Annotated in this window: 11 protein-coding genes and 1 tRNA gene; 3 read left to right on the top strand and 9 right to left on the bottom strand. The window is 66.9% G+C overall.

Translation table 11 applies throughout. The features are described from left to right. Positions 1 to 32: 32 nt before the first annotated feature. The 3 genes from uriT to D2E22_RS04380 form a co-directional block, all read right to left on the bottom strand. Positions 33 to 1,460 carry a uridine transporter UriT gene (uriT, locus tag D2E22_RS04390; RefSeq protein ID WP_126031909.1) on the bottom strand — a complete coding sequence of 476 codons (1,428 nt, stop codon included), beginning with the start codon at positions 1,458 to 1,460 and terminating at the stop codon, positions 33 to 35. 69 nt (positions 1,461 to 1,529) lie between these two features. After that, entirely contained in the window at positions 1,530 to 2,471 is a 942-nt protein-coding gene (gene uriH / locus D2E22_RS04385; protein ID WP_126031908.1) for a uridine-preferring nucleoside hydrolase UriH, read from the bottom strand. A 213-nt stretch (positions 2,472 to 2,684) separates the two neighbouring features. Further along, complete coding sequence (locus tag D2E22_RS04380; RefSeq protein WP_241218182.1) at positions 2,685 to 4,781, bottom strand: LTA synthase family protein; 2,097 nt, start codon at positions 4,779 to 4,781, stop codon at positions 2,685 to 2,687. A gap of 262 nt (positions 4,782 to 5,043) precedes the next feature. Here D2E22_RS04380 and D2E22_RS04375 point away from each other — a divergent pair, with 262 nt between their 5' ends. Beyond that, positions 5,044 to 6,471: an alpha/beta hydrolase gene (locus tag D2E22_RS04375; RefSeq protein ID WP_126031906.1), complete on the top strand. Its 1,428-nt coding sequence runs from the start codon at positions 5,044 to 5,046 to the stop codon at positions 6,469 to 6,471. Then, the gene (locus D2E22_RS04370) at positions 6,468 to 9,146 is read left to right on the top strand and encodes a bifunctional lysylphosphatidylglycerol flippase/synthetase MprF (protein ID WP_126031905.1); all 2,679 of its coding nucleotides are present in this window, start codon (positions 6,468 to 6,470) and stop codon (positions 9,144 to 9,146) included. The genes D2E22_RS04375 and D2E22_RS04370 overlap by 4 nt, the downstream gene beginning before the upstream one ends. Before the next feature lie 78 nt (positions 9,147 to 9,224). On the opposite strand, the gene D2E22_RS04365 is transcribed toward D2E22_RS04370, so the two are convergent. The 4 genes from D2E22_RS04365 to D2E22_RS04350 form a co-directional block, all read right to left on the bottom strand. After that, positions 9,225 to 9,653 (bottom strand): Fur family transcriptional regulator, encoded by a 429-nt coding sequence (locus tag D2E22_RS04365; RefSeq protein WP_126031904.1) that lies wholly within the window; start codon positions 9,651 to 9,653, stop codon positions 9,225 to 9,227. A gap of 161 nt (positions 9,654 to 9,814) precedes the next feature. Next, a complete protein-coding gene (purK, locus tag D2E22_RS04360; protein WP_126031903.1) occupies positions 9,815 to 10,984 on the bottom strand; it encodes a 5-(carboxyamino)imidazole ribonucleotide synthase in 1,170 nt (389 codons plus the stop codon). Then, positions 10,968 to 11,465, bottom strand: coding sequence for a 5-(carboxyamino)imidazole ribonucleotide mutase (gene purE, locus D2E22_RS04355; protein ID WP_126031902.1), 498 nt, complete (start codon positions 11,463 to 11,465; stop codon positions 10,968 to 10,970). Before purE ends, purK begins: the two co-directional genes overlap by 17 nt. Before the next feature lie 138 nt (positions 11,466 to 11,603). Beyond that, on the bottom strand, positions 11,604 to 13,457 hold the full coding sequence (locus tag D2E22_RS04350; protein ID WP_126031901.1) for a 1-deoxy-D-xylulose-5-phosphate synthase: 1,854 nt from the start codon (positions 13,455 to 13,457) through the stop codon (positions 11,604 to 11,606). A 155-nt stretch (positions 13,458 to 13,612) separates the two neighbouring features. Between D2E22_RS04350 and D2E22_RS04345 the strand changes: the two genes are divergently transcribed. Further along, positions 13,613 to 14,611 carry a zinc-binding dehydrogenase gene (locus D2E22_RS04345; RefSeq protein ID WP_126031900.1) on the top strand — a complete coding sequence of 333 codons (999 nt, stop codon included), beginning with the start codon at positions 13,613 to 13,615 and terminating at the stop codon, positions 14,609 to 14,611. 368 nt (positions 14,612 to 14,979) lie between these two features. Here D2E22_RS04345 and D2E22_RS04340 read toward each other — a convergent pair. Both D2E22_RS04340 and D2E22_RS04335 read right to left on the bottom strand, forming a co-directional pair. Then, positions 14,980 to 15,053 (bottom strand) — tRNA-Arg (locus D2E22_RS04340). Positions 15,054 to 15,229: 176 nt separating this feature from the next. After that, entirely contained in the window at positions 15,230 to 16,423 is a 1,194-nt protein-coding gene (locus tag D2E22_RS04335; protein WP_126031899.1) for an SLC13 family permease, read from the bottom strand. Positions 16,424 to 16,697: the final 274 nt, after the last annotated feature.

Here is a 16,697-nt window from a genome sequence, read left to right as displayed (position 1 = left end):
CCGCCGGCGACCGCGTCATGGACGAAGCCGGGTCAGCGCTCCTGCTGCGGCTTGGGGATCAGGAACGAGCAGGCGAGGGCGAGGACGAGCAGGACGATGCCGCCGACCATCGACGCCATGTATCCGAAGGTGGCCCCGCCGGATGCCGTGAACGCCTTCTGCAGCCCGTACAGGATCGCGTAGCTCAATCCGGATCCCAGATTGAACGCGCCGGCGTTCAGGCCGGGCAGGTAGCCCGGATTGTCCTCCGGGGACAGCACGATGCCCAATCCGTTGAGCATGATGTTCGCGGTGCCCGCATACGAGACGCCGAGCACGACCGACAGGACGATGAGGTTCCAGATCGCCGGGCCGTGGCAGACGAAGACGCCGAAGACCATCGCGATCGCGGAGACGACGAGGCCCGCACGCAGCACGAATCGGTATCCGCGCTTGGACGCGAGCACGCCGGCGACGGGGCCGAAGGCCAGACCGACGAGCGCGTACGGGGTGAGCGTGAACAGCGAGACGGTGTCGGTGGAGATGCCCGCGCCGAAACGCGTGTCCTGCGCGAGCGCCGGGACGATGCCGTTCATGATCGCGAAGACGCCGGTCATCGTCAGCAGCGTGGTGAGCAGCAGGCCCCAGGTGCGGCGCTGCTTGAGGTACTTGGTGGCGACCATCGGATTCTTCTTGTGGTTCTCGACATGCCAGAAGCCGATGAACAGCGCGGCGCCGACGATGAGCTCGACGGCCACGAGCCACCAGTTGGCCCCGGCGAGCTTCTGGATCTGGTCGATGGCGAGGTAGATGGACAGGAAGGCCGCGGACAGCAGCACCACGCCGAGCCAATCCATCTTCTGGCTCTCCTCGGCATGGCTTTCGCTGGCGAAGAGCCACACGAGGATGATCGCGACGAGCGCGACGCCCGCCATCACCCAGAAGATCGAACGGAAGCCGAAGTGGCCGGCGAGCCAGCCACCGAGCAGCGCGTCGACGCCGCCGATGCCGCCGTTGACGGCGGTCAGGATGGCCATGAGCCGTGCATAGCGCGCGTCGTCGGTGACGCGCGCATGCAGCATGAGCAGCGTCATCGGCACGACCGGTCCGGCGACGCCCTGGATGACGCGTCCCACCATCAGCATCGGCACGTTGACGGCGAGCGCCGAGATGCAGCAGCCCACGCCGGTGAGCGCGAGCATTCCGATAAGCACCTTCTTGCGCCCGGCCAGATCACCCAATCGCGGCAGGAACAGCGAGAACACGGCGCATGCGGTGAAGAACACGGTCTGCGTCAGGCCTATCTGGGCGTCGTCGCTGTGCAGCTGGTCGGCCATCGTGGTGAGCGCCGGGGAGAGCATGGACGCGTTGAGCTGGAACGCGAAGATGGCCGCCATGAGCGCGACCATGAGCGCGATGATGGATTTGCCGTCGCCGCCGTTCCTGGCGGGTACGACGGGCTTCGTCGATGCGGTAGTCATGATGGATGCTTCCTTCGCTGAATCCTCGTTGATTCCTCTGTGTTGATTCCTCTGGTCCTGCGCGGCCGTTCAGCCGAGCGTCCTGATGGCGTCGATGACGAGATCCCAGAATCTCTCGACGTCCAGGTGGACGGCCACCTGCGTATGGCATTCCTCGGGGGTGGGTTCGGCCCCGCGGAAGTCGGCCACGGTCATGCCGAGGGTGAGGTCGCCGTGGATCTCCACGTCCACCGGGCAACGCCTCGTCGTGATGACGGTGGGGTCGATGAGGTACGCGACGGTGCACGGATCATGCACGGGCGGGTCGACGAAGTCCTGGTTCTCGCGGTAGGAGGCGCGGAAGAAGTCCATGAGCCCACTGACGAAGGAGGCGAGGTCGGTGCCGAGCGCCTCCATGCGCCGCTGCACAGCGGGCGTGCACAGCGCCTGATGCGTCAGGTCGAGGCCCACCATCGTGATGGGCCAGGATTCGTTGAACACGATGTGGGCGGCCTCGGGGTCGACCTTCACGTTGAATTCGGCGACGGCGCTCCAGTTGCCCACATGGTAGCCGCCTCCCATCAGGACGACCTCCTTGACGCGTTCGACGATGCGCGGCTCGAGGCGCGCCGCCAGCGCGATGTTCGTCAACGGGCCGGTCGGCACGAGCGTGATCGTCTGCGGCGGGTTGGCCATGATCGTGTCGATGATCCAGTTGACGGCGTGGCCTTCGTCGAGGGGGCGGCTCGGCACCGGAAGTTCGACGCCGTCGAGTCCGCTCTGCCCGTGGATCGTCGCGGCGGCTTCGGGCTCGCGGATGAGCGGGCGGCCGCAGCCCATGTGCACCGGCACATCGGCGGCGTGCGCCTTCTCCAGGACGGCGCGGGCGTTGTAGGTCACCTTGTCGAGGCTCTGGTTGCCGCCGACGGTGGTCACGCCCAGCAGGTCGATCGCTGGGTTGCCGAGGGCGAGCAGGATGGCCACGGCGTCGTCGTGCCCGGGGTCGCAGTCGAGGATGATCTTCTTTCCCATGGTATTCTCCTTTGAATCCAATCGCAGTGCCGTGGTGGGGTGGGTCGTCGCATGGCCGTCCCACATCGTCGCCACATCGGTAAAACGTTTTACCATTACAAGGATAAACGCTGGCGACAAAAATCCCCTGACGTTTTACTCTGGGTAAAATGTCAGGGGATCGTGGCTGGCGCATGCCGGCGATGCCGCGTCACATGGGGACGGGCGCGGGCGTCACTTCGGCAGCGTCATGAAATCGGTGTCCTTGAGGTAGTTCGCGCCGGCCGTGATGTCGTATTGGATGAGGCGGTAGTCGGCGAGCAGCTGCTTCGTGGCCTCGTCCATGTCCGCGACGCTCATCGGCTTGCCGTCCTCGTCGAGGTAGATCGCCTGGCCTTCGGGGATGCGGTCCCAGCCTTGGATCGTGTTGACGACCGGCGGCTCCATCGCGGCCACATGCTCGTGCATGCGCGTCAGGAAGCCGATGTACGGCGAGACCTTCGCGTTCATCTGCTCGGCGGCCTGCGCGATGAAGAAGTTCGGCGACGTGTACGCGCTGTCCTCGATCTTCGTGTCGCGGCTCCACGACGCCTGGTTCGACCAGATGAAGTAGTCGGTCAGGTGCAGGTCGATCGAGTTGCTCGCGTCCGCGCCGGCCGTCGAGTAGATGCCCGGCAGGTGGTCGCCGTAGAAGACGACGGTGATCGGCTTGTCGATCTTATCAAGCTGCTCAAGGAAGTCCTTCGTGGCCGCGTCGGTCAGCTCCATGCCCTTCGCGTAGGTGCGGATCGACTTCTTCTCCTTGTCGGTGAGCGGCTTGTCCGAGCCGGCCGCGTCGGTGACCTCGAACTCGTTGTCCTTGTACCAGTCGTTGTACGGCATGTGGTTCTGCATCGTGATGACCTGCAGGAACTGGTTGTCGTCGGTCTTCTTGATCTCCTCGACGGTGCTCTTGTAGGTCGCCTCGTCGGAGACGTACGGCGAATCGTCGATCTTGTCCTGGTGCGAGATGATGTCGTCGCCCTTGAGCGCGTAGAAATGCGAGAACCCGAGCTTCTTGTAGTTCGTCTCGCGCGAGTACATGTTCGGCTCGTACGGGTGCAGCCCAATCGAATTGCTCGGCGGCCCCCACAGCTGGTTGACGCTCGGCGTCCAGCAGGCGCTGGGCACGAGCTGCTGGTAGGGGCTCGTCAGCGACGCGTCGAAGTTGGCCATGCTCATGCCCGTCAGGCCCATGTACTCGAGGTTCGCGGTGCCGCCGCCGTAGCCGGACGAGAGCATCAGTCCGCTCGTCGTCTCCCCCTTGATCTTGCGGATTTCGGGCATCGGGTCCTTGTTGAGCTCGACGCCGGGCACGCGCGTGGGATCGGAGAATGATTCGGACAGGACGTAGACGACGGTGCTGTCGTCGAGCGAATGCGTCCTCGTGCGGTTGATCTCGGACGCCTCCTTCGCGTAGCGCGCCGCGATCTGCTCCATCGTCTCCTTGCTGTAGTCGGACGGCATCTCCATGACCTTCGGATGGACCTGCCGCAGGAAGGAGACGACGACGCCGTTGCGCTGCGCGTCATAGACGGAGTCCCACATCGACGGCGTGTCGCCCATTCCGCGGGAGACGTGGTATCCCCACGAGCCGACGCTGCCGACGGACTGCGCGTAGCCGGCGACGGCGAGTGCGGGCAGCAGCACGAGCAGGATGCGCGTGCAGGCGCCGACGGCCTTGTTGCCGCCGGCGACGAGCGCGCCGCGACGCGGGTCGAGACGCCAGCAGACGACGGCGAGCACGACCGAGACGACGATGACGGCGGCGGCCGCGACGATGACGCCCGATGCCCCGGACGGCAGGAACTTCATCAGATCGCCGGCGTTGCCGTCCAGGAAATTGAGATCGGAAGGCAGGATCGCCTCGTAGCGCGCCGCGATCTTCAACTTCTCGGCGGCCGCGATGACGGCGGCGGCGGACAGCAGGATCGGCGTCGCCACCCAGAAGCGGTTCGTCGCCATGAGCAATATCAGATAAACGAGCCCGATGAGCAGCAGGTTGAGCGGCAGCACGCAGTTGCCTTGCGTGAACATCTTGTGCCACATCGCCCCGATCCCCTCGTTCGCGCTCGACAGCTGCACACGCGTCGACGTCAGCGCCACGCCCCACTGCAGGATCGCGAACGCCGCGTAGTCGGCGAGCAGGAAGAGGACGGTGTAGACGACCGCCCAGATGGTGCGTGAGCCGTGCGCGCCACGCGGATGCGCATCACGGACGTGTTCCGGATCGATCGTCCGGATCGTCAGTTCCTCGATGTTTGCGTCTGCTCGCCGTTGTTCGTTGTCCACTGTCTGCCGCTCCAGCTGTCTTATGTTCTTGGGTTCGTGGGTGCCGATCCGTCCGCGATGCGTCGGCGGTACGGTTTCCCGACGGGAAAGGGCGCGACCATTGTCCCCCGACAAGCTGACAATCCGCTGTGCGATGAGCCGCGCGACGGACGGTTCAGCGATGCGGCGAATCGTTGGCGCACTCCCCGGCGCCGCCGTTACAGTGTGTACCGCCCGTGCCGGGCATCGAAGGACATCGCAGCCGCCACCGAGGAGGACGATCATGGCTTCCGCCGCCGCATGGGAGGGGTTCTACGCGATCCGCATCACGCGCGGATGGTTCCCGATCCTGTTCTGGGCGCTCGTCGCGCTTGGACTCGCCACGCTCATCATCGCACAATCCATCGCGCAATCGGGCCGGGGACGGCGCCGCGCGGTCGCCCGACAAGGGCTCGTCGCGCTCGCCTGCGGCCTCGTCGGTGGCGCCGCCGTCTGGTTCGTCTCGAACGGCATCGTGCTCTTCGGCGTCGAACTGGGATGGGACGTCATCATCGCCTGCGCCGTCGGATTCCTGCTGCTCGGCTTCTTCGTCGCCGCCGCCGTCGGCACGCACGGCTGGCGGCGCGCGCTTGCGATCGCCATGGTCCCGTTGACGCTCATCGCCACCGGCGTGCGCGTCAACGCGATCTACGGCGAATACCAGACGATCGGTTCGCTCGTCGACTATTCGCCGTATCCGCACATCTCGACACTGCACATCTCGCTCGACACGGTCAGCGTCGACGCATGGGCCAGGCAGGTCGACGCCGGCGAGCAGACGCCGGCGAAGGAAGGCAGGCTGCTGTCCGTGGACATCCCGAACCCCGCCTCGAGGTTCCGCGCGCGCAAGGGACTCGTGTGGCTGCCGCCGGCGGCCCTCGCGAAGCGGCCCCCGAGGCTGCCCGTCATGGTCATGCTCGCCGGGCAGCCCGGCAGCCCGACGCGCTTCTTCACGGCGAGCGACACGATCGCCGACCTGACGCGGTACGCGAACGAGCATGACGGTCTGGCGCCGATCGTCGTCTCCCCCGACCAGAACACGGCGGCCTCGCGCAACTCGCTGTGCGCGGACACGACCCGATGGGGCAAGGCGGAGACCTACCTGACGCGCGACGTGCCCGACTGGATCCGCAGGAACCTGCCGGTGAGCACCGATCCGGCGGATTGGACGATCGGCGGCTTCTCGCAGGGCGGCACCTGCTCGACGCAGATCGGCCCGAACCATCCGGAGCTCTACGGCAACGTGCTCGCCGTGGACGGCGAGATCGCGCCGACCGACGGCAGCGTCGAGCAGATGGTCGAAAACTACTTCGGCGGCGACCGCGCCGCCTACGAGCGGCAGGTGCCCGTCAACGCGCTGCGCGCCCACGCGCCGTCGAAGCAGGTGATGATTCTGGCGGCCGGAGAAAATGACACGGTCTCGACAGCCAACATCGCTACGATTGATGAGGAGGCCAGAAAATCCGGATGGACGGTCGTCCAGATCAAGGTCAAGGACGCCGGCCACGACTGGCGCGCGGTCAACAGGACCCTCACCATCGCGCTGCCGTGGCTGTGCGACCGGATGGGATTGGACGTCGGCGTGGCGTCCCGGCACGGATCGGGCGCCGACGAACGGCAACGGGAGGAGAAACGGATGGAAGAGCATCCGGGAATCGAGGTGCAGCAATGAACGCACGGACGGCGGCCGCACGGCCGCATGACGGCGGCGTGGGCGTCCAGCTCGGCCGCGACCTGCGCCGATGGGCGCACGAGCAGCGTTTCGCGCTGTGGACGACCTTCGGATTCATCGTCGTCAACCTGTGCTGGTGGCTGTGGTACGCGGTGCAGCACCGCACGCTGCCGTACGCGTCGATGCACACGACGCTCGGCGCCTTCGACCTCGCGCGGCTGATGCCGTCGCTCGTGCTCACGCGCAGCGTGTTCCAGCTCATCGTCGAGGCGCTGCTGATCGCGTGCATGCTGTGCATCGCCGAGCCGATGATGGGCGTGTGGCGCACGATCGGCGCGAGCCTGGCGAGCGCCGCCATCGGCATCACGTTCGGCCTGCTGCTGTGCGCCGGCTTCAATGCGCTGCTGCAGGACAACGCGATCATCTACCACGTGCAGTTCACGTTGTCGCCGCTCGTGCTCGTCATCGGCGCGCTGTTCGCGTCCACGGCCTTCGCCTACCAGCTGTGGCGCCGGCGCATCCGGCTGATCGGCTACACGGCGATCCTCGTCGTGCTGCTCTACGGCGGCAACCCCGGCGACTACTGCATGCTCGTCGCCGCGATCGCCGGCCAGCTCATCGGCCGCGCGATGGCGGGACCGCCGATCGAGGACGAGGCCTGGCATTGGCAGTACAGCAGCTCGTCCGAGACGCGCCGCGTCCTCGGCGCGATCGGCGCCGTGCTCGCGCTCGGCCCGGTCGTCGCCGCCACGTCGCGCTCGCATGCGGGTCCGCTCACCGGACTCGCCTGGGTGCTCAGCCCCGGCTCGGTCAACACCGGCAAGCTCGCGAGCTGCATGCACGGGCAGGTCACGAGCGGCTGCTTCCAGCAGTACGAGCTGATGCGCGCGAGCATGACCGGCGACCTGATCCGCTCGGTGCTTCCGCTGCTCGTCATGCTCGCGCTCGCCTGGGGCGTCTATCTGGGTCGGCGCACGGCGGCGATCTGCAGCATCGTCTTCTATCTGGCCTCGAGCGTGATCACCGTGAGCTATTACCTCGTCATGCCCTTCGCGCTCGGCGGCCCGGCCACGGCGTTCTCGGGCCGCGCGGTCGAGACGTGCCTCGTCAACGCGCTCGTGCCGCTGCTGTACGCCATCGCGATCATCGCGAAGCTGCCGGACTTCTCGATCCGCACGAAGGCGCGTCCGCTGCACGTCAGCCTGATAGTGCTCGGCGCGACCTTCGTGGCATGCGCGGCCGTCTATCTGGTCTTCGGTCTGACGCGTCCCGGCGATTTCACGCCGCGTCCGGGCCTGCGCGTGCTGCTCGCCGAGCTTCCCGGCCGGTTCCTGCCGATCGGCTTCCTGACGAACACGCGGTTGGCCTTCGTGCCGGACACGGCGATCGCCTCGCTCGTCTACCAGGGCGTCGGCGTCGTGTTCTGGATCGTCTTCGTCGTCGTCGCCTTCGCATGGCTCAACGCGACGATCGACTACGACAGGAAGGCGCGTGCGCGCGCCGAGGAGCTCGTCGAGCGCGGCGGCGAATCGATGAGCTTCATGACGACGTGGGAGGGCAACGAGTACTGGATCTCGCCGACCGGCCGTTCAGCCGTCGCCTACCGCGTGCTCAACCACATCGCGTTGACGACGACCGGCCCCTTCGGCGACCCCGAGGAGTGGATGAGCGACCTCGACGAGTTCGCGCGCTTCTGCCGCGACCATTCGTGGTCGCCGGTGTTCTACGCCGTCCACCAGCCGGCGCGCGACCATCTGGCGCGCCTGGGATGGCATTCGATCATGGTCGGCGACGAGATGGTCATCGATCCGCAGAGCTGGAAGACGACCGGCAAGAAATGGCAGGACGTGCGCACCGCGATCAACAAGGCGAAGCGCGAAGGCATCACCGATGAGATGGGCACCTACGAGGATGCGCCGGCCGATGTGCAGACGCAGATCCAGGAGATCTCCGAACAATGGTCCCAGGGCAAGGCGCTGCCGGAGATGAAGTTCACGCTCGGCGGCGTCGAGGAGCTCAAGGATCCGCGCGTGCGCATCCTCTATGCGATCGACGCCGACGGCGTCGTGCAGGCGGTCACGAGCTGGCTGCCGACGTGGCGCGACGGGCACGTCGCCGGCTGGACGCTCGATTTCATGCGCTACCGTCCCGGCAGCTACAACGGCATCATGGAGTTCCTCATCGCGCGCATGGCGCAGCGCATGCACGACTGGGACGAGGAGCATCCGGACGAGAAGGTCGACTTCATCTCGCTGTCGGCGGCGCCGCTGACCGGACTGCACGACGCGTCCGAGGCGAAGCCGGACGACGAGACGAACATCGACGGCACCGTCATGCTGCAGCATTCGCTCGCGCTCGTCGCCGACCTGCTCGAACCCGCCTACGGCTTCAAGTCGCTGTACAACTTCAAGAAGAAGTTCCAGCCCTCCGACCATCCGGTCTACATCTGCTACCCGGATTCGGCGCTGCTCGCGAACCTCGGCATCGCGATCGTGCGCGCGTATCTGCCTACGCTCACGTTCCGCGGCGCCCTCGGCATGCTGTCCACCTTCAAGCCGAAGAAGAAGGAGACGCCCGCGGGCAAGGAGCGCACGGACGCGAAGACGGAAGCGGACGCGAAGAGCGCGCCTGAGGGCTCGCCGGACCATGACGGGGCGGCGTCCGGGCAGGCTTAGCGCATCCGAATCGGCAGGAGGGGCGGCGTCGCGCACGAATGGACCCATCGTGCGCGGCCCCGCCCCTCCTGCCGTTCCCTACCTCTGCCCTTCTGCCGGCCCTGTCTGGTCGGCGTCCGCCGTGCGGGCCCCGCGTCCACGGCATTCGGCGCACAGGCCGAAGACCTCGAGCGTATGGGACTCGATCGTGAAACCGTAGGCGTCGGCGACCTTCCGCAGCCACTGCTCGCTCGGCGGATCGATCTGGACGGTCCTGCCGCACGACACGCACACGAGGTGGTGATGGTGGCGGTCGTCGCCGCACAGGCGGAACAGCTGCTGCCCGTTCATGCGCACGGTGTCCACGAGGCCCTGCTCCTCCATCGCGTTGAGCTGACGGTAGACGGTGGCCAGGGCGATGTGCTCGCCGACCGCCTCGAGCCTTTCGTGCAGCTGGCGTGCGGAGACGAAGCCGTCTGCGCCCTTGAGCGATTCGCGGATCACATCCTTCTGCCGTGTGTTGCGCATGCGGTCGCTGTGCTCCTTCCCAGGCGGCGCCCGGACGACGGCGCCGATGTCCGTCCGGTCCACGGACGCCTATGATTCTACCGGCGGATCATACCGCCGATTCCCGCGGACACGCGATGCGCACGGAACGTGCACGCGTGCGGCGCCCGTCGTGCGCCGTCTCAGCCGCGATCGGTGATGTCGGCCCAGCAGCCGGTCGCGTCGAGCTCGGCGACGGTGCGTTCGGCGTCGTCGGTCAGGACGGTGATGTGCCCCATCTTGCGGTCGCGCTTCGCCTCCGCCTTGCCGTAATCGTGCACATGCCACTCGGGATGCCCGGCGATCGCCTCGCGCGTCGGGGCGACGTGCTGGCCGAGCACGTTGACCATGACGGCCGCCGGCGTGAGCGTCCGCGGCTGCGCGAGCGGCCAGCCGCAGATGCCGCGCACATGCAGGTCGTACTGGTCGAAGTCGCACGCCTCGATCGTGTAGTGGCCTGAGTTGTGCGGGCGCGGCGCGAGCTCGTTGACGATGAGCGTGCCGTCGGCGCACACGAACAGCTCGATCGCGAGCGTGCCGGCCAGTGCGAAGCCCTTCGCGAGCGCGACGGCCAGTTCGCGTGCGCGTTCCTGCATGCCGTCATCCATCGGCGCCGGCATGATCGTCTTATGCAGGATGTTGTCGCAGTGGATGTTGCGCACGACCGGGAAGGTCACGTGGTCCTCGCCGTTGCCGCTCACGAGGATCGAGGCCTCGTAGGCGAAGTCGACGAAGCCTTCGAGGATCGCCGGCGGGAAGTCCTCGTCCGGCCAGACCTGCTCGAGGTCGGAGGCGTCGCGCAGCACGATCTGGCCGTGGCCGTCGTAGCCGCCTTCGGCCGTTTTGAGCACGGCCGGGTAGCCGATCCGCCCGAGTGCGGCGTCCAGTTCGGCGCGGCTGTTCACCGGCGCCCACGGGGCGGTCGAGATGCCGTGGTCGTTGATGAAGGTCTTCTCGGCGACGCGGTTCTGCGTCACGCGCAGCAGGTCGGTGCCCTGCGGGATCGCGACGCGGTCGCGCACCGCGTCGAGCGCGTCGGCGTCCACGTTCTCGAATTCATAGGTGAGCACATCGCTGCGTTCGGCGAGCTCGCGGATCGCCGCGGTGTCGTCGTAGTCGGCCACGATCTGGAAGTCGGCGACCTGCGCGGTCGGGCAATCCTCGGTCGGATCGAGCGTGCCGACGTGGAATCCCATGTATTTCGCGGACAACGCCATCATGCGGCCGAGCTGGCCGCCGCCGACGATGCCGATCGTGGCGCCCGGAGCCAATGCGGGCACGCGGCCCCCGGTTTCCTCAGACAAGCTTGGCATTGGATTCGTCCACCTTCTCCTTGAGTTCCTCGCGGTAGTCGTCGAGCGCCTTGGCGAGCGCCGCATCGTTCATCGACAGCATGCTCACGGCGAGCAGTCCGGCGTTCGTGGCGCCCGAGTTGCCGATCGCCGTCGTGGCGACCGGGATGCCGCCGGGCATCTGCACGATCGACAGCAGCGAATCCAGGCCGGAGAGCGCGCGCGACCGCACCGGCACGCCGATGACCGGCAGCGTCGTCTGCGCGGCGACCATGCCCGGCAGATGCGCCGCGCCGCCCGCGCCGGCGATGATGACCTTGATGCCGTCGGCGCGCGCGGCGTGTGCGAACTCACCCATGAGCTCGGGCGTGCGATGCGCGGAGACGACCTGCTTGAGATAGGGCACGCCGAAACGGTCGAGCATCTCGCAGGCGTGCTTCATCGTCTCCCAATCGCTGGCCGATCCCATGATCACGGCCACTTCGGGCTTGCTGGCTGTCATTTGTTACCTCCGCAATGATGTGGACGGGTGGTTTGCTGCGTGTTCCACTGTACGCCGACCCGGCGCGCAGGGCGCCGAGGCGCGCGGTCGCCGTCTCACATCGCGGCGCGCTTCCCGATCGCCCCGCCCCGATCCGGCTCAGGCCGTGTGCGGCAGCTCGCGGATGCGGCCGACGATCGCCTCGACCGTCATCCCGTAGCGCGAGTCGAGTTCGGCGAGCGGCGTACGGTCGGTGAACTCCTTGTCGGCGCCGAAGTTGAGCACGCGCATGCCCGCTTCGGGAAGCATGTTCGCATAGAACGCGGTGACCTTCTCGCCCCAACCGCCTTCGAGCTGCGCGTCCTCGAGCGTGACGACGACGCGGTGGCGCGATGCGAGCGCCGTGAGCGTGCGTTCGTCGAGCGTCGAGAACTGCAGCGGGTCGATCAGCGTAGCGTCGACGCTTCCGGCGCCGTGGGCGAGCGCGTCGACGACGGCCTGCGCCGTCGGGTAGGCGTCGCCCAGCCCCAGCACGGCCACGTCGCGCCCGTCGCGTGCGATGCGGTAGCCGCTCCACGGTGCGTCCGCGTCGGTGCGCTGCGGCATGGCCGTCGCCTCGGAGTCGAGAAGACCCGCGCGTTCGGCGTCGAGGATCGCGCTGCCGGGCACACGGATCAATGTCGGCGCCGTGTTCGCCGGCGACGTCGACCAGGCGAGCATGTCGAGGAACATCCGTCGCGACGTCGGCGCCAGACAGCGCAGTCCCGGGATGTTGCCGAACATCGTGACGTCGAAGGCGCCCGAATGCGTGTTGTCGGCGTCGGAAATCCCGCCGCCGAAGGACAGCAGCGTCACCGGGGCGCCGTTGATCGCGACCTCCTGCTGCAGCTGGTCGAAGGCGCGTTGGAAGAACGTCGCCGATGTGGCGACGACCGGACGTCCGCCGGCCTTCGCGATGCCGGCCGCGAACGCGACCGCGTGCTCCTCGGTGATGCCGGTGTCCACGTAATGCGCGCCGGCGCGGGAGCGGAACCTCTGCGTGATGCCGTTCGACCCCGGGGTCGCCGGTGAGACGACGACGAGTCCCGGTTCGGCGTCGAAACGCCGCTCGAGCGCCTCCATCGCCAACCGTCCGTAGTATTTGCGCGCGCCGAGCGGCTTGTCGGACTCGCCCATCGGCGACTGCCAGTGGTTGTCCTCACAACGACCTTCCCGGATGCCGTGCGCGGCGTCCTCGGCATCCAGGCCCAGACCTTTCGTCGTATGGATGTGCAGCACGATCGGGTGGTCGATGTCCTTGACTTCCTCGAAGGCGCGCACGAGCGCATGCACGTCGTTGCCGTCCTCGACGTAGCGGTAGTCGAGGCCGAAGGCGCGGAACAGGTTCGCGCCGCAGCGGCCGCGCGACGCGCGCATCTCGGCGAGCGTCGCATACATGCCGCCGTGGTTGCCGGCGATCGACATCTCGTTGTCGTTGAACACGATGATCAGGTTGCCGCCCTGCTCGGCCGCGTTGTTGAGCCCCTCGAAGGCGATGCCGGAGCTCAGCGCGCCGTCGCCGATGACGGCGACGACGTTGTTCGTCTGCGGCGTGCGACCGGCCGCGCGCCGCATGTCCCGCTCCTTCGCCAGACCGCACGCGAGCGAGATCGACGTGCCGGTGTGCCCCAGCACGAACAGATCGTGCTCGCTTTCGTCGGGGTTCGTGAAACCGGTCACCGAGTCGAACAGCGCCGCGTCGCGAAACGCCCGCGCGCGCCCCGTCAGCATCTTGTGCACGTAGCTTTGGTGGGAGACGTCGAAGACGATCTTGTCGAACGGCGATTCGAAGACGCGGTGCAGCGCGACGCTTGCCTCCACAAGGCCCAGGTTCGAGCCGATATGGCCGCCATGGCGTTTGCCGAAGTCGACGAGCGTGTCACGGATCTGCGCGCACAGGGCATCCAGTTCGTCCCCGTCCAGCCCCTTGACGTCCTCGGGTGCATGCATGTTCGCCAGAATGTCGCCGGTCATGAGCCTGATCTGATCCTTACGGTTGCGTTCGGTGGACGCGGGTGCGCGCCCCGCGAACCATATTATAGTGCGCCGCCCTCGAGGCGGTCCGCGACGCGTTAGAATGACGTTGGCGGGTGGACGACGGACCGCCCGAACGGACGTAAGGAGCGGCGATGAGGGCCGTATACGCACAGCACATCAATCCCGAACAGCCTCTGGAGGCGCTCGCGGTGGGCGAACTGCCGACGCCGAGGCTGCCGTACGGATGGACACGCATCAGGACGCGCGCCGTCTCGGTCAACCATCACGACATCTGGTCGCTCAAGGGCGTCGGGCTGCCGGCGGACATGACGCCGATGATCCTCGGCACCGACGTATGCGGCGTGCTCGAGGAGGAGCCCGAAGGACGCACCGGGCTCAAGGCCGGCGACGAGATCGTCGCGTACACGGTCATCGGCGCGGACGGCGCGGGCGTGGCCGCCGGCGAGCGCCGCACGATCCTGTCGGAGAAGTATCCGGGCACGATGGCCGACGAGACGCAGGTCCCGGCGGCGAATCTATTCGCAAAGCCGGCGAACTGCACGATCGAGGAGGCGGCGGCGCTCGGCACCAGCTGGCTCACCGCGTATTCGATGCTGTTCTCGCGCGAGCACGGCGCGCAGGTGCAACCCGGCGACAGCGTGCTGATCCAGGGAGCGGGCGGCGGCGTGGCGAGCGCGGCGATCCAGCTCGCGCATGCGGCCGGTCTCGAGGTCTTCGTCACGTCGCGCAGCCAGGAGAAGCTCGACGCGGCGCGGCGCATCGGCGCGGACGCCGCCGTGCATATCGGCGAACGCCTGCCGCACAAGGTGGATGCCGTGCTCGATTCGGTCGGTTCGGCCACATGGGCCCATTCGATCCGCTCGGTGCGCCCCGGCGGCGTCATCGTCACCTGCGGCGCGACGAGCGGCGACCAGCCGGGCGCCGAGCTGACGCGCGTGTTCTTCCAGGACATCCGCATCCAAGGCAACACGATGGGTTCGCGCGACGATTTCGCGCGCATGCTGCGTTTCGTCGAACACGCGAACCTGCATCCGATCATCGACGCGACCTATCCGGTCGAATACGCGAAGGACGCCTTCGCCCGCGTGCTGTCCGCCGACCTCTTCGGCAAGGTCGTGCTCACGTTCTGACGGCCTGCCGGCGTCCCCCTGAGCGCACACATACGCAACCAAGGACTCCGACACGTCCCATCATGTCCCGCGCCGCGCACGCATACGCCCTGCAGGACGCAACCGCACCCTCCAGCGTCCCCCTGAGCGCACATATACGCGCCACAGGACGTCGGCCAGCCTTGCAGCGTCCCGTGTGGCGCACACATACGCCATCTAGGACTTCGCCACTCCTCTCCTCATCCCGTGTTGCGCATGCATACGCCGACCGAGACGCCCATATGCCCCCCCTGCGTCTCGGGCAGTGTATCCTTACGCAATCCGAGACGCCAAGTGTGCTCCCCCCATAGGCATGCAAATAGGGATGGCGCGAACGCCATCCCTGATCGTGACCCCGGACGGGCTCGAACCGTCGACCTTGAGATTAGAAGTCACATGCTCTATCCAGCTGAGCTACGGGGCCAAACCTGAATCAGTATAGCGCACATTATGGTACGTCATCGAACGCAGACCGTCACCACCCGCATTCCGTCCCGAACCGTCGAACCCATTGACGAAACGGGACGTTCCGGGCCGGAACGTAGACCACGTCGACGAAACGAGCCGCACAAGCGGATGCGGCTGCGTCGCGACCGCCCGCTACTCGATGATCAGCGCGAGGATGTACAGCAGCAGCAGGAACAACACGCTCACGGCCGTGTACGTGGCCAGATAGCGGCTCTTCTTGCGAGGATAGGCGCGGGCGTAGTTCTTGTAGGTGATCAGCGACGCCATCGAGGCGATGAGCGTGCCCATGCCGCCGATGTTCGTGCCGATGATGAGCGGCACCCACTGGTCGCAGAACCCGGACAGCAGCAGCGAGGTCGGCACGTTGCTGATGACCTGGCTGGAGATGACCGACACCTCGAGCGGATGCTGTCCGACGAAGGCCTGTGCGATCGCGCAGAACTCCGGCACGCGCTTCATGTTGCCGATGAAGATGAAGAACATGACGAACGTGAGCGGCAGACCCCAGTCGGCGTGCAGGAAGGATCTGCGGTCGCAGACGAGCATCGCGACGACGGTCACGACGCACATCACCCACAGCGGGATGAGGTCGCTGACCGTGAGCACGCACACGAGGAACACGCCGGTGTACACGATCGCACGCCATCCGCCGTAGCCGGCGCCGTAGCCGGTGACCTTGATCTCATCCGGCTGCGCGCGCGAGGAGTCCGGCGCAAGCACGCCGCGTTCGATGCCCTTGCCGTCCAGGCCTTCGAACTCGGTGATCGTGCGGCCGCGGAACACGACCGCCGTGACGATGACGAGCAGCACGGCCGCGAGCGCCGAGTACGGCGCCATGATCTCGAGGAAACGCCCGGTGCTGATGCCGGTGAGCGCCTTGAAGTACAGGTTGTGCGCGTTGCCGATCGGCGTGAGCATGCTGCCGGTGTTCGCGGCGACCGTCATCAGCGCGCACACTATGATCGTCTTGTCCTCCATGTGCGCCATCGTGAGCACGGCCAGTCCGAAGGGCACGAAGGTGAGCAGCGCGACGTCATTCGTGATGAACATCGACGAGACGAAGGTCAGCGACAGCAGCGTGAGCACGAGCCCGCGCGCCGTGTGCACGCGGCGCAGCAGCGACGCGCCGATGATCCTGAAGACGCCGATGCGCTGGAATCCCGCCACGACGAGCATCAGGCAGATGAGCTGCGCGATCGTGCTCACGTGCACGTAGCCGCCGTAGTCCCCGTCCGGGGGCACGATGAAGCATGATATTAATGCGAGTATGGACGCGACGATCAATATGGTCTCGCTGCGCATGAACGTGAGCACCCGTTGCCGCATTCATCCTCCAGAACGCACTTGCAAAAACAAGCCCATCCTACACGAAATCGCGCCGTTGCAACGATTCGGCGTGGTGTATCGCCGACCGTTTCCGGCGCGCGGGCCCGCAAGCTGTTGCAATCATTGCGCTCGCGCGCCGACGTTTTCGCATGGGCCCGCGTCGTCGGATGGACCGCGCCCCGTTAGTTCGCCGGAATGACTAAAGCGGTCGGTCACACAGCCGTCCGCGCCGCCGCATCGCACGCCCGCGCATGCCCCCGACGACCGTTGCGAC

It is taken from the genome of Bifidobacterium castoris (genome assembly GCF_003952025.1).
In the GTDB taxonomy this organism is placed as follows: Bacteria; Actinomycetota; Actinomycetes; order Actinomycetales; family Bifidobacteriaceae; genus Bifidobacterium; species Bifidobacterium castoris.
Note: the sequence above shows the minus strand (reverse complement) of the source record. Positions and strands in the feature narration are given on the sequence as shown.